Origin of the sequence: Bordetella ansorpii (assembly GCF_900078315.1) — a bacterium.
Classification (GTDB): domain Bacteria; phylum Pseudomonadota; class Gammaproteobacteria; order Burkholderiales; family Burkholderiaceae_B; genus Bordetella; species Bordetella ansorpii.
Genome location: NZ_FKBS01000014.1, coordinates 1,199,264 through 1,219,758 on the forward strand (window position 1 = coordinate 1,199,264; position 20,495 = coordinate 1,219,758).

General features: G+C 68.3%; 20 protein-coding genes. 10 read left to right on the plus strand and 10 right to left on the minus strand.

Annotated elements, in window-relative coordinates:
- Positions 1-49: 49 nt before the first annotated feature.
- The 5 genes from A7W11_RS13175 to A7W11_RS13195 all read right to left on the minus strand — a co-directional run bounded on the left by A7W11_RS13175 (position 50) and on the right by A7W11_RS13195 (position 3,773).
- Positions 50-778, minus strand: coding sequence for an amino acid ABC transporter ATP-binding protein (locus A7W11_RS13175; RefSeq protein WP_066412692.1), 729 nt, complete (start codon positions 776-778; stop codon positions 50-52).
- Positions 759-1,415: an amino acid ABC transporter permease gene (locus A7W11_RS13180; protein ID WP_066412710.1), complete on the minus strand. Its 657-nt coding sequence runs from the start codon at positions 1,413-1,415 to the stop codon at positions 759-761. Before A7W11_RS13180 ends, A7W11_RS13175 begins: the two co-directional genes overlap by 20 nt.
- Positions 1,412-2,080: an amino acid ABC transporter permease gene (locus tag A7W11_RS13185; RefSeq protein ID WP_066412719.1), complete on the minus strand. Its 669-nt coding sequence runs from the start codon at positions 2,078-2,080 to the stop codon at positions 1,412-1,414. Before A7W11_RS13185 ends, A7W11_RS13180 begins: the two co-directional genes overlap by 4 nt.
- Positions 2,081-2,093: 13 nt before the next feature.
- Positions 2,094-2,876 carry a transporter substrate-binding domain-containing protein gene (locus A7W11_RS13190; protein ID WP_066412721.1) on the minus strand — a complete coding sequence of 261 codons (783 nt, stop codon included), beginning with the start codon at positions 2,874-2,876 and terminating at the stop codon, positions 2,094-2,096.
- Between the two features lie 201 nt (positions 2,877-3,077).
- Positions 3,078-3,773 (minus strand): GntR family transcriptional regulator, encoded by a 696-nt coding sequence (locus A7W11_RS13195; protein ID WP_066412723.1) that lies wholly within the window; start codon positions 3,771-3,773, stop codon positions 3,078-3,080.
- A gap of 134 nt (positions 3,774-3,907) precedes the next feature.
- Between A7W11_RS13195 and A7W11_RS13200 the strand changes: the two genes are divergently transcribed.
- A complete protein-coding gene (locus tag A7W11_RS13200; RefSeq protein ID WP_066412725.1) occupies positions 3,908-5,164 on the plus strand; it encodes a M20/M25/M40 family metallo-hydrolase in 1,257 nt (418 codons plus the stop codon).
- Positions 5,165-5,246: 82 nt separating this feature from the next.
- Here the strand turns inward: A7W11_RS13200 and A7W11_RS13205 are convergent, their stop codons facing one another.
- The 5 genes from A7W11_RS13205 to A7W11_RS13225 form a co-directional block, all read right to left on the minus strand.
- Positions 5,247-6,503 (minus strand): allantoate amidohydrolase, encoded by a 1,257-nt coding sequence (locus A7W11_RS13205; RefSeq protein ID WP_066414028.1) that lies wholly within the window; start codon positions 6,501-6,503, stop codon positions 5,247-5,249.
- A gap of 112 nt (positions 6,504-6,615) precedes the next feature.
- Positions 6,616-8,274 (minus strand): DNA repair protein RecN, encoded by a 1,659-nt coding sequence (recN, locus tag A7W11_RS13210; RefSeq protein WP_066412735.1) that lies wholly within the window; start codon positions 8,272-8,274, stop codon positions 6,616-6,618.
- A 15-nt stretch (positions 8,275-8,289) separates the two neighbouring features.
- Positions 8,290-9,189, minus strand: a complete 900-nt coding sequence (locus A7W11_RS13215; RefSeq protein WP_066412743.1) for an NAD kinase — start codon at positions 9,187-9,189, stop codon at positions 8,290-8,292.
- Between the two features lie 232 nt (positions 9,190-9,421).
- Complete coding sequence (locus A7W11_RS13220; protein WP_066412746.1) at positions 9,422-9,949, minus strand: cytochrome b; 528 nt, start codon at positions 9,947-9,949, stop codon at positions 9,422-9,424.
- Positions 9,946-11,025: a catalase family peroxidase gene (locus A7W11_RS13225; RefSeq protein ID WP_066412750.1), complete on the minus strand. Its 1,080-nt coding sequence runs from the start codon at positions 11,023-11,025 to the stop codon at positions 9,946-9,948. Before A7W11_RS13225 ends, A7W11_RS13220 begins: the two co-directional genes overlap by 4 nt.
- Positions 11,026-11,202: 177 nt before the next feature.
- Between A7W11_RS13225 and A7W11_RS13230 the strand changes: the two genes are divergently transcribed.
- The 9 genes from A7W11_RS13230 to hrcA all read left to right on the plus strand — a co-directional run bounded on the left by A7W11_RS13230 (position 11,203) and on the right by hrcA (position 20,457).
- Positions 11,203-11,721, plus strand: a complete 519-nt coding sequence (locus A7W11_RS13230) for a sigma-70 family RNA polymerase sigma factor (protein WP_066414030.1) — start codon at positions 11,203-11,205, stop codon at positions 11,719-11,721.
- Positions 11,718-12,470 carry an anti-sigma factor family protein gene (locus A7W11_RS13235; protein ID WP_066412753.1) on the plus strand — a complete coding sequence of 251 codons (753 nt, stop codon included), beginning with the start codon at positions 11,718-11,720 and terminating at the stop codon, positions 12,468-12,470. The genes A7W11_RS13230 and A7W11_RS13235 overlap by 4 nt, the downstream gene beginning before the upstream one ends.
- A gap of 361 nt (positions 12,471-12,831) precedes the next feature.
- Complete coding sequence (locus A7W11_RS13240; protein WP_066412755.1) at positions 12,832-13,803, plus strand: Bug family tripartite tricarboxylate transporter substrate binding protein; 972 nt, start codon at positions 12,832-12,834, stop codon at positions 13,801-13,803.
- 27 nt (positions 13,804-13,830) lie between these two features.
- The gene (locus tag A7W11_RS13245) at positions 13,831-14,826 is read left to right on the plus strand and encodes an ABC transporter substrate-binding protein (RefSeq protein ID WP_066412758.1); all 996 of its coding nucleotides are present in this window, start codon (positions 13,831-13,833) and stop codon (positions 14,824-14,826) included.
- A 6-nt stretch (positions 14,827-14,832) separates the two neighbouring features.
- On the plus strand, positions 14,833-15,696 hold the full coding sequence (locus A7W11_RS13250; RefSeq protein ID WP_066412764.1) for an FAD binding domain-containing protein: 864 nt from the start codon (positions 14,833-14,835) through the stop codon (positions 15,694-15,696).
- Positions 15,697-15,705: 9 nt separating this feature from the next.
- On the plus strand, positions 15,706-16,227 hold the full coding sequence (locus A7W11_RS13255) for a (2Fe-2S)-binding protein (RefSeq protein WP_066412770.1): 522 nt from the start codon (positions 15,706-15,708) through the stop codon (positions 16,225-16,227).
- Positions 16,217-18,583, plus strand: coding sequence for a xanthine dehydrogenase family protein molybdopterin-binding subunit (locus A7W11_RS13260; protein WP_066412773.1), 2,367 nt, complete (start codon positions 16,217-16,219; stop codon positions 18,581-18,583). Before A7W11_RS13255 ends, A7W11_RS13260 begins: the two co-directional genes overlap by 11 nt.
- A gap of 22 nt (positions 18,584-18,605) precedes the next feature.
- Complete coding sequence (locus tag A7W11_RS13265) at positions 18,606-19,370, plus strand: SRPBCC family protein (RefSeq protein ID WP_173678816.1); 765 nt, start codon at positions 18,606-18,608, stop codon at positions 19,368-19,370.
- Positions 19,371-19,449: 79 nt separating this feature from the next.
- On the plus strand, positions 19,450-20,457 hold the full coding sequence (gene hrcA / locus A7W11_RS13270) for a heat-inducible transcriptional repressor HrcA (RefSeq protein WP_066412776.1): 1,008 nt from the start codon (positions 19,450-19,452) through the stop codon (positions 20,455-20,457).
- Positions 20,458-20,495 lie beyond the last annotated feature (38 nt).

Here is a 20,495-nt window from a genome sequence, read left to right on the forward strand (position 1 = left end):
TTTTTTTTTATGGACGGCGGTGGGCCGCGCCCGTGGCGCCGCCCAGGCGTCAGCCGTGCATTCCCAGGAACTGCCGCAGTTCCGCAGTGCGCGGTTGCACGAACAGTTCTGCCGGCGGGCCGGATTCGTGGATCCTGCCTTCGTGCATGAACACCACCCGGTCGCACACGTCGCGCGCGAAGCGCATCTCGTGCGTCACCATCAGCAGGGTCATGCCGTCGGCGGCCAGTCCGCGCACCACGCTCAACACCTCGCTGACCAGCTCCGGATCCAGCGCCGACGTGATTTCGTCGCACAGCAGCGCCATCGGCTGCATGGCCAGCGCGCGCGCGATCGCCACGCGTTGCTGCTGGCCGCCCGACAGCTCGGCGGGCCAGGCGTCGAAACGGTGCCCCAGGCCCACGCGTTCCAGCATGGTCTGCGCCAGGTCGCGGGCTTCCTCCTGCCTGATCTTCTTGCCCACCATGGGCGCCAGCATGACATTCTTGCCCACGGTCAGGTGGGGGAACAGATTGAACTGCTGGAAGATCATGCCCACCTTCAGGCGCAGCCGGCGCAACTGCATTTCCGTGTCGCCCAAGGTCGCGTCGGCCACCATGATGGCGCCGCCGTCGAGCGATTCCAGGCCATTGATACAGCGCAGCAGCGTGCTCTTGCCCGAGCCGCTCTTGCCGATGATGGCGATGACTTCGCCGGGCTCCACGCGCAGCGTGATGCCCTTGAGCACCTCGTGCTGGCCATAGCGTTTGCGGACGTCTTCAAGGGCGATGAGGGGCATGCAGTTTCCTTTCCAGTCGGAGGGCCAGGCGGGACAGGGGCCAGCAGAGCACGAAGTACAGCAGCGCCGTATAGGCATACACGCCGAAGGGCTGGAACGTCGCGTTCACGATGATGGTGCTGGCCTTGGAGAGTTCGGTGAAGCCGATGATGGAGGTCAGGGCCGTGCCCTTGACGATCTGCACGGCGAAGCCCACCGTGGGCGCCACGGCGATGCGCAGCGCCTGGGGCAGGATCACGTGGCGCATCTGCTGGGCATAGCCCAGCGCCAGGCTGGCCGAAGCCTCCCATTGCCCCTTGGGAATCGCCTCGACGCAGCCGCGCCAGATTTCGGCCAGGAAGGCGGCCGACCACAGGATGAGCGCGGCGCCCGCCGCCAGCCAGGCCGGCACCTCCAGCCCCAGCAGCGCCAGGCCGAAGAAGGCGAGGAACAACTGCATCAACAGCGGCGTACCCTGGAACAGCTCGATGTAGGCGGTGGCGGCCCGGCGCAGGGCCGGCATGCGCGAGGTGCGCAGCATCAGCACCGCCAGGCCAAGCAGGGCGCCGCCCACGAAGGCCGCCAGCGACAGCAGCACGGTCCAGCGGGCCGCCATCAGCAGGTTGCGGACGATGTCCCACTGCGAGAATTCGATCATCGTGCGGGACTCCGGAACAGGCGCCGGCCGAGCTCGCGCAGGGCCTGGCGCAGCAGCAGCGACAGCGCCAGATAGAGGGCCGTGGTGACGAAATAGGCCTCGAAGGCGCGGAAGTTGCGCGACTGGATGAAGTTCGCCGCGAAGCTGAGCTCCTCGACCGCGATCTGCGAGCAGACGGCCGAGCCCAGCATGACGATGACGACCTGCGAGGACAGCGCCGGCCAGATGCGCGCCATCGCCGGCGCCAGCACGATGTGGCGGAAGATCTGCGCGCGCGACAACGCCAGGCTGGCGCCAGCCTCGTACTGGCCGCGCGGCGTGGCGTCGATGCCCGCGCGGATGATCTCGGCGCTGTAGGCGCCCAGGTTGATGACCATGGCCAGGCAGGCGGCCGGCAATTCGCCCATCTGCACACCGATGGCCGGCAGGCCGAAGAAGATGAAGAAAAGCTGGATCAGGAAGGGCGTGTTCCGGATCAGCTCGATGTAGGCCACGACGGGCGCGCGCAACCCGGCCGGGGCTGCGGTACGCGCCCAGGCGCATGCCAGGCCCAGCGCGATGCCGCCCACGCCGCCCACGGCGATCAGCAGCAGCGTCAGGCCCACGCCGCGCAAGAGCGCCGGCCAGTAGTCGAGGATGGCCCCGAAGGCGAATGCGTAGTCCACGCGCGCCCCGGTCTTACAGTTGCGCCGGCAGGGGCTCGCCCAGCCATTTCACCGCGATGGCGTTCAGCGAACCATCCTTCTTCGCCTGGGCCAGGATCTCGTTGACCTTGGCCTGCAGCGCGGACTGGCCCTTGTTCAGGCCGATGTAGCACGGCGAGTTCTTGATGAGGAACTTGGTCTCGGGCTTCTTCGGCGGCTTCCTGGCCAGGATGGCCGCGGCGACCACGTTGCCGGTGGCGATCAGTTGCACCTGTCCGGACAGGAAGGCGGTGATGGTGCCGTTGTTGTCCTCGTAGCGGCGGATCGTCGCCGACTCGGGGGCGATCTTGGACAGCTCGATGTCCTCGACCGAACCGCGCGTCACGCCGACGACCTTGCCGGCCAGGTCGCCGGCGTTCTCGGCCTTGATGTCGGCGGGACCGAACACGCCGTTGAAGAAGGGCGCGTAGGCGTCCGAGAAGTCGATGGCCTTCTCGCGTTCGGGATTCTTGCCCAGGCTGGAGATGACCAGGTCCACCTTGTTCGTCTGCAGGTAGGGCACGCGGTTGGCGCTGGTGACCGGCACCAGTTCGAGCTTCACGCCCAGGCGCTTGGCGATGAGGGCGGCCGTGTCGATGTCGTAGCCCTGCGGCTTGAGATCGACGGTGACCGAGCCGAACGGCGGGAAATCCTGGGGCACGGCGATCCTGATCGTGCCGGCCTTCTGGATGTCCTGCAGGGCATCGGCGCGGGCAAGGGGGCTTGCCAGCATCGCCACGGCGGCGAGGGAAGACAGCAGCAGGGTTCTGCGCAGCATGGAGGTTCTCCTGAGTGGCCTCTATTTATGCACACCAATACGGTATACAAAACTACTCAAGCAATCGCTATGCCAGGCTTGGTTCGCGGGGCTATGCCCGGTGTTTCCACGCAGGGAAGGGGATGACGGAGGCGTCGTGGTGCGCTCGCGCGCCACGCTGGTGCGGCGCGCCCCATCGTGGGGCGGGCCGCGTGCCGTCGTTCAGGTCAGCAGGGCCAGTACCAGATCGGCGTCGCCATCCTTGGCTTGGTCGCTGAAGTCGAGGGCTTCTTCGACGTGATGCAGGTGTTCGAGCATCAGCGCCACCGCGCGCTCGACGTCGCCTTCCTTGGCCGCGCCGAGAAAGGCGTGGTGTTCGTCGGAGGAACAGGCGGCGTCCAGCGTGGACTGATACAGCGCGGTGATGACCGCGCTGCGGGCCGACAGGTCGCGCAGCATTTCCGTCAGCACGGCATTGCCGACGACCTCGGCCAGCAGGATGTGGAAGTCCGACAGCAAGGTGTTGCGCAGGCGGGCATCCGTGCCGCCGATGGCCCGCCGCTCCTGGCGCAGGTGCTGTTCGAGGCGGCGGTAGTCGGCGGGCTTGGCCTTGGCCACGAATTCGCGCGCCAGCGCGGCTTCCAGGATGCGGCGCACCGAGAAGACCTCGCGAGCCTCGTTGATGCTGGGCTTGCTGACGAAGGCGCCCTTGTCGGGCACCGTGCGTATCAGCTTGTCCTTGGACAGCATGAGCAGGGCCGCGCGCACCTTGGTGCGGCTGACGCCGTAGGCGCGGGCCAGGGCTTCCTCGCGCAGGCGGGCGCCGGCCGGCAGGCGGCGGTCGACGATGGCCGATGCGATGTCCTGCGCGATCTGCTCGGCGCTGGCGTCGGAGGGGGGAGCGGAGCGGTCAGTCATGCCGCCTAGTCTAACCAAAATTGTGAAACCACTATTGAATACAAAATTTCCATCCAATATAGTGGTGGCGTTTCCGCTCATCCGCACGTGCGCCGCCGGCTGGCCATGCGTGCGCTTCTTCTCCGCCCCCGTTCATGCCCTCTTCCGTTTCCGCCCACATCGAGTCCTTCCTGGCCCGCGAGCACGGCCCGCAGATCGCCTTTCTGGCCGAACTGGTGCGCGTGCCTTCCGACAACCCGGGCGGCGATTGCGCGCCGCACGCCGAGCATGCGCGGGCATTGCTGTCGAATCTGGGATTGCAGGTCGAGGCGCACCCGGTGCCCGACGAGCAGGTGCGTGCCGCGGGCATGATCTCGGCGACCAACCTGGTCGTGCGCGTGCCGTTCGGTCCGGGCGGTCCCACCATCGCGCTGAACGCGCACGGCGACGTCGTGCCGCCGGGGCAGGGCTGGCGGCAGGATCCCTATGGCGCGCAGATCGAGCAGGACCCGGAGCACGGCCCGGTCATGTACGGCCGTGGCGTGGCGGTGTCCAAGTCCGACTTCGCCACCTATACCTGGGCCGTGCTGGCGCTGCGGCATGCGCAGGCCCAGGGCGCGGCGCTGCGCGGCACGGTCGAACTGCACTTCACGTACGACGAAGAGACCGGTGGCGAGATCGGACCGGCGCTGCTGCTGTCGCAGGGCATCAGCCGGCCCGACTATGCGATCTCTGCGGGCTTCGCCTACGGCATCACGTCCGCCCATAACGGTTGCCTGCATCTCGAAGTGACAGTCAGCGGCAAGCAGGCGCATGCCGCCATGCCGCACACCGGCGTGGACGCGCTCGAGGCCACCACCCACATCCTGCGCGCGCTGTACGACTTCCGCCAGCAACTGGGCCAGAAGCATTCCGCCACGCCGGGCATCGACACGCCGGGGCTCACGGTGGGCCTGATCCAGGGCGGCATCAATACTAACGTGGTGCCCGATCGCGTGGTGTTCCGTCTGGATCGCCGCATGATTCCCGAAGAGGCCGGCCACGATGCGCAGGCCGAACTGCGCGCCATCATCGAGGCGGCCGCCGCCCAGCGGCCGGGCATTTCGGTGGCGATCTGTCCGGTGCTGCAGGCCAGCCCGCTGGCGGAGCTGCCGGGCGCGCGCCCGCTGATCGATGCGTTGCGCAAGCACGCCAGCGAGGTGTTGGGATGCGATATCCCCGTGCATGGCGTGCCGCTGTACACCGATGCCCGCCACTACATGCAGGCGGGTATTCCGACCGTGCTGTATGGCGCGGGACCGCGGACCATCATGGAAGCCCGCGGACACAACTCGGACGAGAACTTGCGGCTGAACGACCTGGCGCGCGCCACGCGCGTGGTGGCGCTGGCATTGGCCGATCTGATGGCTTGATGAGGGCGCGTCGCGCACGTGCCCTGCGCACGGCTGGCCGACGAGGCATTCGCCCCGCCCGCCATGTGGCGGCGTGCCGCTCTCAGCCCGCCTTGCCCTGAGCCAGCAGGAAAGCGTGGGCCGTGCTCAGGCCCACGGCGACATCCGCGGCCTCGACCGTCTCCATCGGATGATGGCTGATGCCGCCCGCGCCGCAGCGGATGAACAGCATGCTGACGGGGGCGATCCGGGCGATCATCATGGCGTCGTGTCCTGCGCCCGACAGCAGTTCGTGCACGGGCACGCCTTGCGCCGCGACCGCTTCGCGCCAGGCCGCGCGTCCGGCAGCATCGCAGGCCACTGCAGGGGCGCGCAGCAGTTCTTCCGATTGCCAGGTCACGCCGCGGCGGCCGCAGGCCCGCGCAATGCACGCTTCGATGTCCGCCAGCGCGGCGTCCCGCACCGCATCCTCGGCGGCGCGCACGTCCAGGCTGAGGCGGCAGGCGCCCGGGATGACGTTGATCGATCCGCCCGGCACTTCCAGTTGCCCTACAGTGCCCACCAATCCGGCTTCGCGCGCGCAGCGCGATTCGACATACAGCGCGATCTCGGCCGCCGCGCAGGCGGCATCGCGGCGCAGCGGCATCGGGGTGGTGCCCGCGTGGCCGGCCAGCCCGGTCAGCGTCAGGCGGCGGCGCACGCTGCCCGCGATCGCGGTGACCACGCCGACGGGCAGGTCCCGGTCCAGCAGGACGGGGCCTTGTTCGATGTGGATCTCGAAGTAATGCGCCAGGCGGCTGGCGTCGGTGGCGGCCCGCGCGATGCCGTCCGAATCGCGGCCGGCATCCTGCATGGCCGTCCGCAGCGTGGTGCCGGCGGCATCGGTGGCCCGCATCAGCGCGCCATCGAAATGGCCGGCATAGGCCGACGACCCCAGGAAAGTGCTGCCGAAGCGCACGCCCTCTTCATCGGCGAAGGCCACGACTTCGAGGTCGTGGGGCAGGCGCAGTCCCTGCGCGTGCAGGTCCGCGACCAGCCCGATGCCCATGAGGATGCCCAGCCTGCCGTCGTACTTGCCGCCGTTGCGCACGGTGTCGTAATGGCTGCCCGTGACCAGGCAGGCGCTGGGCGCCGGGCCGGGACGCGCCAGGTAGCGGCCCACCACGTTGCCGATGGCGTCGATGCGCACGCTGTCGAAACCTGCCTCGCGCATCCATGCCGCCAACTGGTCCGCCACGGTCTGGTGCGCGGCGCCCAGGTAGGTGCAGGTCAGCTCGCCGGCAACATCGGTGTGCTGGCCCAGGATGTCGGCGCGCGCCAGGATCTGCTGGGCGGCGGGAAGAGCGCGTTCGGGCGTCATGTCGAGGAAGGCGAAGGACAGGGGGATGAGGGCATTAAACAATAATGCACAAATTTTGTATACATAATGATCCGGACCGCGAGGCGGCCCGGCCCCCCGTGCCGGGGCGTCCCTATACCGGTTCGGACACGCCCAACATCTCGCGCGCGTGGTTGCGCGTGGTGTCGGTGATGGTGACGCCGCCCAGCATGCGCGCCAGTTCCTCGATGCGCGCGTCGGGGCTCAGTTCGGTGATCTGCGAACGCGTGGTGCCGCGCGATTCGCTCTTGCTGACCCGGTATTGCGTGTTGCCGCAGGCCGCGACCTGCGGCAGGTGGGTCACGCACAGGACCTGATGGCGTTCGCCCAGTTCGCGCAGCAGCTTGCCCACCACCTCGGCCACCGCGCCGCCCACGCCGCTGTCGACTTCGTCGAAGATCAGCGTGGGAACGCGCGCGGCGCGGCTGGCGATGACGGACAGCGCCAGCGAGATGCGCGACAGCTCGCCGCCCGACGCCGCCTTGGCCAGCGAACGCGGCGTGGTGCCGGCATGGCCGGCCACGCGGAATTCGACCGTTTCGCTGCCTTGCGCGGACGGGGCTGCCTCGGCCAGCGCGGCGACGAAAGTGCCGCCCTGCATGGCCAGCGTCTGCATGGCCTGGCTGACTTCCTTGCCCAGATCCTTGGCGATCTTCTGGCGCGCGGCGGTGAGCTTGGCGGCCGCGGCGGTGTAGGCCGCCTGGGCCGTGCCGGCCTGGGCGCGCAGCGCCTCGATGTCGCCGGCGGCCTGCATCTCGTCCAGTTGGGCATGCAGGCTGTCGCGCAGCGCCGGCAGCTCCTCGGGCGTGGTCTTGAACTTGCGGGCCGTCTCGAACACCGCGCCCATGCGCGTCTCGACGTGGGCCAGGCGCTGCGGATCCAGTTCGACCTTCGAGAGGTAGTTGTTCAGGTCGGACACGGCCTCGCCGATGGCGATCTCGGCCGACTCCAGTTCGTCGCACAGCCCCTTCAGCGCGGGATCGTGGCGCATCATCTGCTGCGTGCGCTGCAGCGCCACGCTGACGCGGTGCCGCGCGGAGTCGTCTTCGCCGTCCAGCGCCTCGAGTACCTGTCCCGCGTCGTCCAGCAGCGACTGGGCGTGCGCCAGGCGGGTGTGTTCGCCCTGCAGGCTGTCCCATTCGTCGGGCGCCAGGGCCAGGGCGTCGAGCTCGTCGGCCTGCCATTGCACGCGTTCGCGGTCGGCGGCCAGCTTGCCGGCATCCTGTTCGGCCGTTTCCAGCTGGCGTTGCAGGTTGCGCCAGTGCTTCCAGGCGTGTGCCACCTTGTGGCGCAGTTCGACGTGGCCGCCGTGGGCGTCCAGCAGGTCGCGCTGGGCGTCGGGGCGCATCAGGCTCTGGTGGGCATGCTGGCCGTGGATGTCGACCAGGTGCTCGCCCAGGTCGCGCAGCAGGGTCACGGTGACGGGTGTGCCGTTCAGGTAGGCGCGGCTGCGGCCTTGCGCGTCGATGACGCGGCGCAGGGCCAGTTCGGGGCCATCGGCGTCCAGGTCACGCTCGGTCAGCCATTCCTTCAGATGGCTGGGCGTGTCGAACACCGCGGTGATGTCGGCGCGCGCCGCGCCTTCGCGCAGCATGCTGGCGTCGCCGCGTTCGCCCAGCGCCAGGGCCAGCGCGTCGATCAGGATGGATTTGCCGGCCCCGGTCTCGCCGGAGAACACGGTGAAGCCGGAGCCGAAGTGGATCTCGGTCTCTTCGACAATGACGAAGTCTCGGATGTGCAGGGTGCGCAGCATGGCGGGCGCGTGTGGCTATTCAACGTTATCGGTGGCCTGCGGCATCAAGTTCCAATGCAGCTTGCGGCGCAGGGTGGAGAAAAAGCTGTAGCCCTCGGGGTGCACGAAGCGCACGGTATGCGGGGCGCGCTGCACGGTGATGCGGTCGCCGGGCTGCAGGTCGGACCAGGTCTGCATGTCGAAATGCACGCTGGCGCCGACCTCGACGCGGCCCATGGCCACCAGGGTCATGCTGAGCACGCCCGTGTCGGGGATGACGATGGGACGGTTCGACAGGGTTTGCGGCGCCACCGGCACCAGCACCATGGCGTTCAGGCCAGGATGCAGCAACGGGCCGTTGGCCGACAGCGAGTAGGCGGTGGAACCCGTGGGCGTGGCCACGATCAGGCCGTCGGCGCGCTGCGCATACATGAAGGCGTCGTCGAGCTCGACGCGCACTTCGATCATGCCGCCGCGTCCGGCGCGGTTGAGCACCACGTCGTTCAGCGCCGAGGCCGAGAACATCTGCTGTTCGGCGCGCCATACGCTGCCCTGCAGCATCATGCGGTCTTCGATGCTGTAGTTGCCCTCGAGCACGCGGTTGAGCGCGGCGTGGGCGTCCTGCACGGGGATGTCGGTGATGAAGCCCAGCCGGCCATGGTTGATGCCGACCAGCGGCACGCCATAGGGGGCCAGGTGGCGCGCGGCGCCCAGCACCGTGCCGTCGCCGCCCATGACCACGGCCAGCGAGGCGCTGCGGCCGATTTCCTGCAGGTCGGCGACCGGGTACTCGTGGACCTGCGTGTTCCGGGCGGTGTCCGCCTCGATCAGCACCTTGCGGCCTGCCTGCGTGATGGCGTTGGCCAGCGCGCGCAACGCGCCGTCCAGGCCGCTGTCCTGGTGCCTGCCGATCAGGGCGACGGTGGGAAAATGCATGGTGGAAGTCTGTATGTATAGGTATGGGGAAAAGCGGGCGCGCCTGACGATGATTATAGGGGGCCGTTCGTGACGGACGCAGGAGAAAAGTCTCCCTTGCGCCGGCCGGCCGCCGCGCTTCCCATTTCCCCGGCTGTGCGAGGCTCCTTTTAGGGTTAACAGGCCCTAAGACGGCGCCGCGTCATCCTTCCACCTTGCGCGGGCGCCCGCTCGCCCGGCCTTCTTTTTCCCGTTATTTGCCGGTCATCGACCTCAGCACGCCGTCGCGGCGGATCAGGCCGTGATACAGCGCGGCCGCGAAGTGGGCCAAGAAGGTCGCGAAGAACAGGTACGCCAGCCAGCGGTGGGCGTGGCGCAGCCAGGCGAACAGCACCGGATCCGCCGGGGCGATGGCGGGCAATTGCACGCCCGCGCCCAGCACGATGGGATAGCCGCCCGCCGACTGCATGGCCCAGCCGATCAGGGGCATGGCGATCATCAGGGCGTACAGCGCGAGGTGCGAGCCATGCGCGGCCAGCCGCTGCCAGGCCGGCAGGCCCTCGGGCAACGCGGGCGGGGGCGAACGCCACCGCACGGCCAGCCGGATACAGGCCAGCACCAATACCGCGATGCCCAGGGGCAGGTGGATCGACACCAGCGCCGCGTGCCGTTCCGATATCGACGCCGTCATCCCCACGCCGATGAACAGCATGGCGACGATCATCGCCGCCATGAGCCAGTGCAAGAGGCGCGCGGGCAGGCTGAAAGTCGTCTTCATCATCGTTTCTCCGATTGCATGCGGGCGGCGCCGGGGATGCCGGCTTCTTCGCTGGTGCGCCGCAGGTAGGAATCCGCATAGGCGGCCGAACGGGCGGCCAGCAGCGGGTCGGCAGAGGCCTGCATGCCGCGCGGCAGGACCGTCGGGTCGTAGTTGACGTCGCGGCAGGGGCCGCTGTCCTGGGCCGTGACGGTATCGAGCACCAGTACGCCCGCATCGATCGTGGTGCGTTGCGCGGGCCAGTTCCGGGTGGCGTCGTCGACAGGATCATCGGCGGCCGCCAGGGTGAACAGCAGCTTCCAGCGTTGCGGGCCGGCGGCGATGCGGCGCGACAGGTCTTCCTGCAGGACGTCCGCGTCGCCGGCGGTGGCGGCGCTGCCCTGTGCGGCGGCCTGTTCCGGTTCCACGCGCCAGCGCACCGCCTGCCGCTTGCCCTGCGCATTCACCAGATAGAACGCATTCAGCGAGTAATACGTTTCGGTGGCATAGCTGGCGCTGGGCTTGGCCTGTTTCACCCAGGCCAGGAACGCGCGCATCTCGGGATGCCCGCCGACGAAGGCCTTGAGTTTCTCGGGGTCGGGCTTGCCGGTCTCGGGATCGGGGCGGCCGGCCAGCGCCTGCTCGTAGAACGCCTGCGGCGTCGCGAGCGGAAAGACGGGCATGCTGTTCATGCCGGTGCGCCATTGCTGCCCGTCGGGCGCGGTCAGCCGCAGCGCCAGGCTGCGTATCGGCACGCTGTTGTCCGGGGCGTAGGGGTTGCCGCCCGGCAGGGCGAAACGGCCGACCACGGGCGTGCGGGTGGCCTGGAAGAAGGGCGCGCTGGAATAGGCGCTGGCCGCGCCGTTGCCCTCGAAATAGCCGCTGACGCAAACCCCCTTGGCATGGTTGCGCCGATAACCGGGATGCTGGCCGCCGTTGGCCTGCAGCGCATCGACGACCTTTTCCGGTGTCAGCCGCTGCGGCGCCAGCCAGCCGCCCACGTAGCCGAAGGCGGCGGTCACGCCCGCCACGGCGACGCCGATCGCCGCCCAGCGCAGGCCATCGCGCCGGGGCGCGCGTCCTGAAGACATACGCTCCATGATATCCACTCCTGGGCCGCGGGCCCTGTGTCGAATTCCTGTAAGACGTTGGCCGGCCAGGCTTATTCCGCACGGAAGAAATTTTCTCGGACCAGGGAATAGTGCGCCGCCCGCGGCGTCTTACTATGTCCTGCGGCGTGCCGCATTCCCGCATTCACCATGGGCGACCCGCCTGCCATGTCCGTGACCGACCAAGACGAGCAACTGCGCGAAATGATCCCGCGTCTGCGCCGCTTCGCGCTCTGGCTGACGCGGGACGTGCATGCGGCGGACGATCTCGTGCAATCGACGCTGGAGCGCGCCCTGTCGCGCTGGTCCAGCCGGCGTGACGGAGGGTCGCTGCGCAGTTGGCTGTTCACCATCCTGCACCGCCGCTTTCTCGACACCCAGCGCAGCGCCAGGCGGCAGGCCGCGATGCTCGGCCGCCTTTACGAGCCCGAAGCGCCGCAGTGGCCGTCGGCCGAGGACGTGGCGGCCACGCGTGGCACGCTCGAGGCTTTCGGCAGCCTGTCCGACGAACACCGCGCGATGCTGCTGCTGGTGGCCGTCGAGGGTCATAGCTACCAGGAAGTCTCCGACCTGCTGGGCATCCCCATCGGCACGGTGATGTCCCGGCTGTCGCGCGCACGGCAGGCATTGCGGCGGCTCAGCGAGGGCGAGCAGCGTCCCGCCCCTCTACTGCGAGTGATGAAATGAATCAGGTCCCCAGCGAAGACGATCTCCACGCCTACGTCGACGGCCAGCTCGATGACGCGGCGCATGCCGCCGTCGAGCGCTATCTGTCACGGCATCCCGAGCGGGCGCGGCAGGTGCAGGACTGGCAACGGGATGCGCAACGCCTGCGTGCCGCGATCGCCGGGGTGCCGATGCCGCGCGTCAATCCGGCGCTGGATCCGGCAATGATCCGTGCGCGCCGCGCCGCGCGCACGCGCTCGTGGATGGCTATTGCTGCCTCGCTGCTGTTCTGCGTGGCGATCGGTTCGCTGGGCGGATGGCAGGCGCGGGGATGGCGCATGGCATCCGCGGTCGCGCCGATGAGCGACGCTGTCGCTGCGTACCGGTTGATGGTGGTGGACCGCACCGCGCCCGTCGACTTCGCGGCTTCCAGCCAGGACGAACTGCAGGGGTGGCTGGATCGCAATGTGGGCCTGGCGGCGAAGATGCCCGACCTGGCGCCCGCCGGATTCCGCCCCGTTGGCGGACGGCTGTTCGCCACGGAAAGCGGGGCGGCGGCCATGGTCATCTACCAGGATGCGGTGGGACGCACGCTCAGCTTCTACGTCCGGCCGCCCTTGTCCGCACATCGGCTGCTGGTGGCGGGCGAACGTACCGAAGGCGGATTGATCGCGCGATATGGCTCGAGGCAGGGCGTGCTGTATGCCATGGTGGGGCCCGCCGATGCGTTCTCGTTGCAGGGCGTCGCGAACGCACTGAACAGGCCGTAGGGGCCGTGCCGCCGGTCCGCTGGCGGCTGACGTTCTCATGACACCGGATGACCCATCGGCCGCCACGCGCCGGCCGGGCGCCGCCGCGCGCGGCGGCCTTTCCCGAAGTCCGCATTTTCGCGAAAAGTTGGCACGAGGATTGCTTGATAAAGGTCGGGGACGTCGTCCCGGTCAGTACGAGATCCATTGATTTTTCGTGGTTTTTTCTCGTATTGGTTGAAACCCTAGCAAGACCAAATGCTCAGTATAGTGAATAATTGCTCAGCCTACTGAGTATTTTGGTGCACACAGCACCCAATTGGTGCAACACGGCAGTTCCGATCAATCCGCTATTGCGCGAGTTCCGACCATGCTCACCAGAATGCTTATTCGTCTGCTCTGTTTCTCTACCCTGATTGCGGCGGCCTCTTCGCCGGCCCGGGCGCAGGATGCCAAACCGGCCTCGGCCTTTCCCGCCAAGACGGTCGAGATCACCGTTCCTTACGCCGTGGGCGGCGGCGTGGACATGCTGGGCCGCCTGATCGGCGACCAGATCGGCAAGCTGGGCCAATCCGTCATCGTCAGCAATCGGGGCGGCGCGGGGGGCATGGTCGGCACCAAGTATGTGGCGAGTCAGCCTGCCGACGGCCATCACCTGCTGATGACCAACGACGCCTACGCCCTGGCGCCCGCCATCTTCGCCAACCTTTCTTATGATCCCAGGAAAGATCTGGAGCCCGTGGTTGCCGTGGCCTATGCGCCCATGCTGGTGCTGGTGCCCGCCAACTCGACATTCCGCTCCTTCGGCGACATCGTGAAGGCCAGCAAGACCGCCAAGCTGTCGTGGGCGTCATGCGGCGCGGGCACCGATCCGCATCTGGCGGGCGAAATGATGAACACGGAATTCCACATGGAGAATGCCCATATTCCGTACAAAGGGTGCGGCCCAGCCATGGTCGACCTCATCGGCGGCCAGGTCGATTACGGGGTGATCACGATTTCTGGCGCGCTGGCGAACATTGCCGGAGGCAAGCTGGTGCCCCTGGCGATCACCTCGCAGACGCGGTCGCCCGTCTTGCCGGACGTGCCGACCATGCGCGAGCTGGGGGCGGCCGATTTCTCGCTTGACCAGTGGCAGGGCCTGTTCGTCCCCGCCGGCACGCCCGACAGCGTCAAGCAGGCCATCTACCGGACGGTGGCCGATGCCATGAAAGTCCCGACGATGAGGCAGAAGCTCGAAAGCCTGGGCTACATCATCGCCGACGAAGGCCCGGACAGTTTCAAGAAGATCGTCGACAGCGACCTGGAGCGTTTCTCCGCGCTGGCGAAACAGATCGGCTTGAAGGCGGATTGAGCAACCCCCAAAGAAGGAAGACGTCTTATGAGCAAGTTGAACATCAGCCTCTCCGTAGGCAACTATGACCGCACCCAGGCACTGTTCGACGGCCGCGTGGCCATCGAGGGCTGCAACGTGCATGCCGTGCCCCTGGAGCCCGAAGAGGCCTTCCACCGCGCATTCCGCTACGAGGAATTCGACGTGACGGAGATCTCCATGAGCAGCCTGATGATGAACACGGCGCGTGGCGAGAATGCCTATATCGGCATCCCGGCCGTGCTGTCGCGCGTGTTCCGCCAGTCGGGCATCTATATCCGCACCGACCGCGGCATCCAGACCCCGAAGGACCTGAAGGGCAAGATCATCGGCGTGCCGGAATACCAGATCACGGCCAACGTGTGGATCCGCGGCATCCTGCAGGACGAGTACGGGATCAAGCCCTCGGACATCAAGTGGCGCCGGGGCGGCATCGAGGAGCCGGGCCGGGGCGAGCGTTCGCCCCTCACGCTGAATGCCGACATCGACCTGCAGCAGGTTCCCGACGACAAGACCCTGTCGGGCATGCTGGAGGCCGGCGAGATCGATGGCTACATCGGCGCCCGCGCGCCGTCCTGCTTCCTGCGCGGCGCGCCCAACGTGGGCCGCCTGTTTGGCGATAACTACATCGAGGCCGAGAAGGACTATTTCCGCCGCACCAGGATTTTCCCGATCATGCATCTGGTGGGTATCCGCAAGTCGCTGGTCGAAAAGAATCCCTGGCTGCCTGTCAGCGTCTACAAGGCGTTCATCAAGGCCAAGCAGCTTGCGGTGCACGAGCTCAACGAGATCTGCCACCTGGCGGTCACCCTGCCGTGGATGGTGCACCACTACAACGAAGCCCGCGCGCTGATGGGCGACGATTACTGGCCCTATGGGCTGGAGGCCAATCGCCACGTCATCGAGACCTTCTCGCGCTATCACTTCGAGCAGGGCCTTTCCGAGCGCCGCGTGACGCCCGAGGAGATCTTCGCGCCGTCGTCGCTGGACCTGTCCAAGATCTGACGCGCGATGAAAGCCCCCGCCGTCGATTACATCGCTCCGGGCACTCTGGACGAGGCGCTGCGCAGTCTGGCCGACATCGACAACGCCCGCGTGCTGGCGGGCGGGCAGTCGCTGATGGCCATGCTGAACATGCGCTTCGCGTTTCCGGATTGCCTGGTCGACATCAACCGGATCGCGGAGCTGGCCTACATCCGTGACGACGGGGACGCCGTCCACATCGGCGCCATGGCCCGGCAGCGCGACGTGGAGTTCTCCGGCCTGGTGGCCTCGCGCCTGCCGATACTGCACGAGGCCATCCTCAACGTGGGCCACCGGCAGACGCGCAACCGTGGCACCGTGGGCGGCAGCCTGTGCCAACTGGACCCGTCCGCCGAGATTCCCGCCATCGCCATGGCCCTGGACGCCCAGGTGCACATCGGCAGCGTGCGGGGCCGGCGCAGCGTGTGCATGGCCGATTTCCCGGCCGGCTACATGACGCCCTCCTTGCAGTCCGACGAGTTGGTGCTGGGCGCCTCGTTCAGGCCCTGGGACGCGGGCCACGGCTCCTGTTTCCTGGAGTTCTCGCGGCGCCACGGCGATTTCGCCATCGTCTCGGCCGCCGTGCTGCTGCAGTTCGGCGCGGACGGCCGGGTGGCGCGCTGTTCCATCACGCTGGGCGGCTGCGCCGCCACGCCCGTGCGCATGGCCCAGGCCGAGTCGGCGTTGCTGGGCACCCAGGCCACGTCCCGGGATCTGGCCGCTGCTTCCGAGTTGTGCGGCGCCGTCGACGCCAGCAGCGATGCCTATACCCCAGCCTGGTACCGGCGGCGGCTGGCGCGCGTGCTCAGCGCGCGTGCCCTGGACAGCGCCGTCCGGCGCGCTACCCGATGAGAGCGAATCATGGCAGACCGTAATCCCCGCCTTGTCCGCATGCAGGTCAATGGCCAGCCGCGCGAGGGCATGGCCGAGCCGCGCCTGAACCTGGCGGACTTCCTGCGCGGCGAACTGAAGCTGACCGGCACGCACGTGGGCTGCGAGCACGGCGTATGCGGTGCCTGCACCGTGCTGGTCGATGGCCTGTCGGCGCGCAGTTGCCTGATGCTGGCGGTGCAGGCCGACGGCTGTTGCGTCGGCACCGTGGAGGGCCTGGCCCCGTCGGAAGAGGCGCTGGGGCCGCTGCAGCAGGCATTTCACGAACTGCATGCGCTGCAGTGCGGCTATTGCACCCCGGGCATTCTGATGTCGCTGACCGAGCTGCTGGACAGCAATCCCGATCCCGACGAAGAGCAGGTGCGCGACGTGTTGTCGGGCCATCTTTGCCGGTGTACCGGCTACCAGAATATCGTGGCCGCGGCGCTGCGGGCGGCTCGCGTCATGCGCGAAGCCAGGCAACCCGGGGAGGGCGGCCGCCATGCATGCTGACCCCGCCCTGAGCGCCACGCCAGGCATGGGCCAGAGCCCCGGCCGCGTAGAGGACGATCCGCTGCTGCGCGGCACCGCCCGCTTTCTGGACGACATACCGCTGCCGGATGCGCTGCATGCATGCTTCGTGCGCAGTCCGCACGCGCATGCGCGCCTGCTCGCCATCGATGCCGACGCCGCGCGCGCCATGCCTGGCGTGGCCGCCGTCTATACCCGCCAGGAACTGTTCGGCCACCTGACGTCGTGGCGCATGCCGCTGGGCTTCGCCCTGGCCGCCTTGCCCGAGAACACCACGCCGTTCGTGCTGGCCGGCGACGAGGTAGCCTTCGCGGGCGAGGCTTTCGCCGTCGTGGTCGCGCGCAGCCGCCAGCAGGCCGAAGACGCCGCCGCCGCCGTGCAGGTCGATTACGAGATGCTGCCTGCCGTGTCGGATTGCCGGCAGGGCGCGCGCGACGGCGCGCCGCCCGTTCGCACCGAACTGCAAGGCAATGTGCTTCAGGACTACACGCTGGCCTACGGCGAGTGCGACGCGGCCTTCGACCAGGCGCCCGTCGTGCTGCACGACAGCTTCTGGGCGCATCGCGGCGGCGGGCATCCCATGGAAGGCCGGGGCGTGGCCGCCTTGCCGGACGCCGCCACCGGCACGCTGACCGTGTGGTCATCCACCCAGATGGCGCACGAGCTGCACTACACCATCTGCCACATGCTGGACCAGCCCGAGCGCCAGTTGCGGGTGATCACGCCCGACGTGGGCGGCGGCTTCGGCGCCAAGTTCATGATCTACCCCGAAGAGATCGTCATCCCCGCCGTGGCGCGCGCGCTGGGCCGCCCGGTCAAGTGGGTGGAAGACCGGCGCGAGAACTTCCTGACCACCGTGCAGGAGCGCGACCAGTTCTGGACGATCTCGGTGGCGGCCGACCGGCAGGGCCGGCTGCTGGGCATCCGCGGCGAGTTCGTCCACGACAACGGCGCCTACACCCCGCAGGGCACCAACGTGCCCTACAACACCGCGTCGTCGATGAGCGGGCCCTACGTCGTGCCGGCCTTCTCGCTGCGCGCACGTGTCGTCTACACCAACAAGGTGCCCGTGGCGACCATCCGCGGCGCGGGCTACCCGCAGGCCGCGTTCGTGATGGAGCGCATGCTGGACCGGCTGGCGAACGAGTTGGGTCTCGACCGCCTGGAGTGCCGCCGCCGAAACCTGATTCCGCCCGAGAAGATTCCCTATACCAAGCCGCTGAAATCGCGCGCCGGGGTGCCGCTGGTGGTCGACAGCGGCGACTTTCCCGCGCTGCAGGCCCGGGCCGCCGAGGCCGTCGACTATGCGGGTTTCGAGGCGCGGCGTGCGCAATCGGCGGCGCGCGGCTGGCTGCGCGGCATCTGCATCGCCAACAGCGTCAAGCCCACCGGACGGGGCCCTTACGAGGTCGTGCGGCTGCAGGTCCTGCCCTCGGGCCGCATCGTGGCGCATACCGGTGCGCTGGCGATGGGGCAGGGCATCAAGACCACGCTGGCGCAGTTGTGCGCCGCGCGCCTGGGCGTGCAGCCCCAGGCCATCGAGATCGTCGCGGGCGATACCGGCCACGTCGGCTACGGCATGGGCGGCTTCGCCAGCCGGCAGGCCATGATGGCGGGCTCGGCCATCTGCGAGGCCGCCGACCGGATACACGCCAAGGCGCTGGCCGTCGCGGCGACCGTGCTGAAGGCACAACCCGGCGATCTGATGCTGTCCAATGGCGAAGTCCATACGCCGGACTTCAGCCAGCGCGTGCCGCTGGCGCGCCTGGCCATGCTGATGAAGGGCGTGCCTGGCTACGCCATGCCGGCTCCCGGCGATCCGGGCCTGGACGAGACGGTCTTCTTTCATTGCGACGCGCAGACCTATGCCGGCGCCTCGCATGCCTGCGAGGTCGAGGTCGATCCGATGACGGGCGCCATGCACGTGGTGCGCTACGTCGCGGTGCAGGACAGCGGCAACATCATCAATCCGCAACTGGCCCAGGGCCAGGTTCATGGGGGCGTGGTGCACGGCCTGGGCAATGCGCTGTTCGAATGGATGGGCTACGACGCCAATGCGCAGCCCCTGACCACCACCTATGCCGAATACCTGCTGCCCACCGCCCCGGAAGTGCCCGCGATCGAGGTGATTTTCCAGCCTTCGCCCACGGCGCTGAACCCGCTGGGCGCCAAGGGGCTGGGCGAGACGGCCACCATCCCGGTAGCCGCTGCCGTCATCGGCGCGGTCGAACACGCCCTGCGGCAGCAGGGCGCGCGCCTGTGCGAATTTCCCCTTACCCCGGTGCGCCTGGTCGAGCTGATCGATCAGGCGGCGGCCTCCCAGGCCGCCCAGCCCTGAACCGAACCACGACAAGACCGCCATGGAATTCACCAATCGCTTTCACATTCCCCTGCCGTTGGAAGACGCCTGGACGCTGATGCTGGACGTTCCGCGCATCCTGCCCTGCCTGCCGGGCGCGCGCCTGACGGGTACCGCGGGCGCCGATCAGTACCTGGGGTCGGTATCGGTCAAGCTCGGCCCGATCAAGCTGAGCTTCGATGGCCGGGCGGAACTGCTGCGCAAGGACGCCGCCACGCACACCGCCTGGCTGCGCGGTTCGGGCCTGGACCCGAAGGGACGCGGCGCGGCCCAGTCGGAATTCAGTTTCGCGCTGGCCGAGGCCGCGGCAGGCGGCACCGACGTCACCGTCCGGACCGATCTTCAGCTATCCGGCGCGGTCGCCCAGTACGGCCGCGGCAGCGGCATGATCGAGGAGGTGGCCGGGCATATCCTGAAACAGTTCGAGCGCAATCTGGCGGCCCTGGTGCAGGGCGGGGGCGATGCCGGCGCGGCGCCCATGCCGGCGACGGCGGCGGCCCCGGCTGCCGCGGCGAGCCCTCTCTCGGCTCCCGCGGCGGGTGGTCCCGCGCCCGCTGCCAGTACGCCTGCGGAGGCCCAGGCCATCCTGCTGCAGGCCCAGGCCGTGCTTGCCCAGGCCCAGGCCACGCTGGCCGCCGCCCAGCGGACCATGCTGGCCCGGCAAGCGGCGCCCGCGTCCGGCGAATTGAACATGCTGAGCATCGGACTCAAGGCGTTGTGGGCCCGCGCCAAATACACCGTCGGGGGACTTTTCGGCAGGCGTTGACCGTCCGTGCCGGATCCGGCCGGGATGCGGGTTCGGGGCCTGCCGCCTTATTTCCAAAAGATTCACTAGAATACGGGGCATGGATGATCGCGCACGCGCACTGCTCAAGGCGTTGATAGAACGCTACATCGCCGACGGGCAGCCTGTCGGTTCGCGCACGCTGTCCAAAGTCTTCGACCTGTCGCCGGCCACCATCCGCAACGTCATGGCCGATCTCGAAGACCAGGGCCTGATCCACAGCCCCCATACCTCGGCCGGGCGCATCCCCACGCCGCGCGGCTACCGCATGTTCGTCGACTCGCTGCTGGCCGTGCGCGCCTACCAACTGCACCAGCCCAGCGTCAGCGACATGCTGCCCATGTCCGACCCGGCCCGCGCCGTCAACGCCGCGGCCGCGCTGCTGTCCAATCTCTCCCAGTTCGCCGGCGTGGTGCTCACGCCCAAGCGGTCGCAGGTCTTTCGCCAGATCGAATTCATCCGCCTGTCCGAGCGCCGGGTGCTGCTGATCATCGTCACGCCCGACGGCGACGTGCAGAACCGCATCCTGGCCGCGCAGCGCGACTACACCGACGCCGAACTGACCGAGGCCGGTAATTTCTTCAATGTGCATTTCTCGGGCAAGTCCTTCGACGCGGTGCGCCGCACGCTGTCGACCGAATTGGCCCAACTGCGCGAAGACATCTCCAAGCTGATGCAGGCGGCTGTCGAGGCCAGCGCCGAAGCGGCCGACGACGGCGACGCCGTGGTCATCTCCGGCGAGCGCAAGCTGCTGGACGTCACCGACATCGCGTCCGACATGGACCGGCTGCGCAAGATGTTCTCCCTGTTCGAGCAGAAAACCGACCTGCTGCAACTGCTGGACGTCTCCAGCCGCGCACAGGGCGTGCAGATCTACATCGGCGGCGATTCGCAGCTCGTGCCGTTCGAAGAGGTCTCGGTGATCACCGCGCCGTATGGGGTCGACGGCAAGGTGGTGGGCACGCTGGGGGTCATCGGCCCCACGCGCATGGCGTACGAACGGGTCATCCCCATCGTCGACATCACGGCGCGGCTGCTGTCCAACGCACTGAGCCATAACCACCCGTAAAAATCCATCCAACACGACAAACGGCTTGTGCCGCAGGC

Coding starts and splice junctions, on each gene's coding strand:
- A7W11_RS13245 (WP_066412758.1), top strand. CDS start 13,831: ATGAGCAAGTTGAACATCAGCCTCTCCGTAGGCAACTATGACCGCACC.
- A7W11_RS13250 (WP_066412764.1), top strand. CDS start 14,833: ATGAAAGCCCCCGCCGTCGATTACATCGCTCCGGGCACTCTGGACGAG.
- A7W11_RS13195 (WP_066412723.1), bottom strand. CDS start 3,773: ATGACTGACCGCTCCGCTCCCCCCTCCGACGCCAGCGCCGAGCAGATC.
- A7W11_RS13255 (WP_066412770.1), top strand. CDS start 15,706: ATGGCAGACCGTAATCCCCGCCTTGTCCGCATGCAGGTCAATGGCCAG.
- A7W11_RS13200 (WP_066412725.1), top strand. CDS start 3,908: ATGCCCTCTTCCGTTTCCGCCCACATCGAGTCCTTCCTGGCCCGCGAG.
- A7W11_RS13225 (WP_066412750.1), bottom strand. CDS start 11,025: ATGGAGCGTATGTCTTCAGGACGCGCGCCCCGGCGCGATGGCCTGCGC.
- A7W11_RS13180 (WP_066412710.1), bottom strand. CDS start 1,415: ATGATCGAATTCTCGCAGTGGGACATCGTCCGCAACCTGCTGATGGCG.
- A7W11_RS13240 (WP_066412755.1), top strand. CDS start 12,832: ATGCTTATTCGTCTGCTCTGTTTCTCTACCCTGATTGCGGCGGCCTCT.
- A7W11_RS13265 (WP_173678816.1), top strand. CDS start 18,606: ATGGAATTCACCAATCGCTTTCACATTCCCCTGCCGTTGGAAGACGCC.
- A7W11_RS13260 (WP_066412773.1), top strand. CDS start 16,217: ATGCATGCTGACCCCGCCCTGAGCGCCACGCCAGGCATGGGCCAGAGC.
- A7W11_RS13190 (WP_066412721.1), bottom strand. CDS start 2,876: ATGCTGCGCAGAACCCTGCTGCTGTCTTCCCTCGCCGCCGTGGCGATG.
- A7W11_RS13175 (WP_066412692.1), bottom strand. CDS start 778: ATGCCCCTCATCGCCCTTGAAGACGTCCGCAAACGCTATGGCCAGCAC.
- A7W11_RS13230 (WP_066414030.1), top strand. CDS start 11,203: ATGTCCGTGACCGACCAAGACGAGCAACTGCGCGAAATGATCCCGCGT.
- A7W11_RS13205 (WP_066414028.1), bottom strand. CDS start 6,503: ATGACGCCCGAACGCGCTCTTCCCGCCGCCCAGCAGATCCTGGCGCGC.
- hrcA (WP_066412776.1), top strand. CDS start 19,450: ATGGATGATCGCGCACGCGCACTGCTCAAGGCGTTGATAGAACGCTAC.
- A7W11_RS13235 (WP_066412753.1), top strand. CDS start 11,718: ATGAATCAGGTCCCCAGCGAAGACGATCTCCACGCCTACGTCGACGGC.
- recN (WP_066412735.1), bottom strand. CDS start 8,274: ATGCTGCGCACCCTGCACATCCGAGACTTCGTCATTGTCGAAGAGACC.
- A7W11_RS13215 (WP_066412743.1), bottom strand. CDS start 9,189: ATGCATTTTCCCACCGTCGCCCTGATCGGCAGGCACCAGGACAGCGGC.
- A7W11_RS13220 (WP_066412746.1), bottom strand. CDS start 9,949: ATGATGAAGACGACTTTCAGCCTGCCCGCGCGCCTCTTGCACTGGCTC.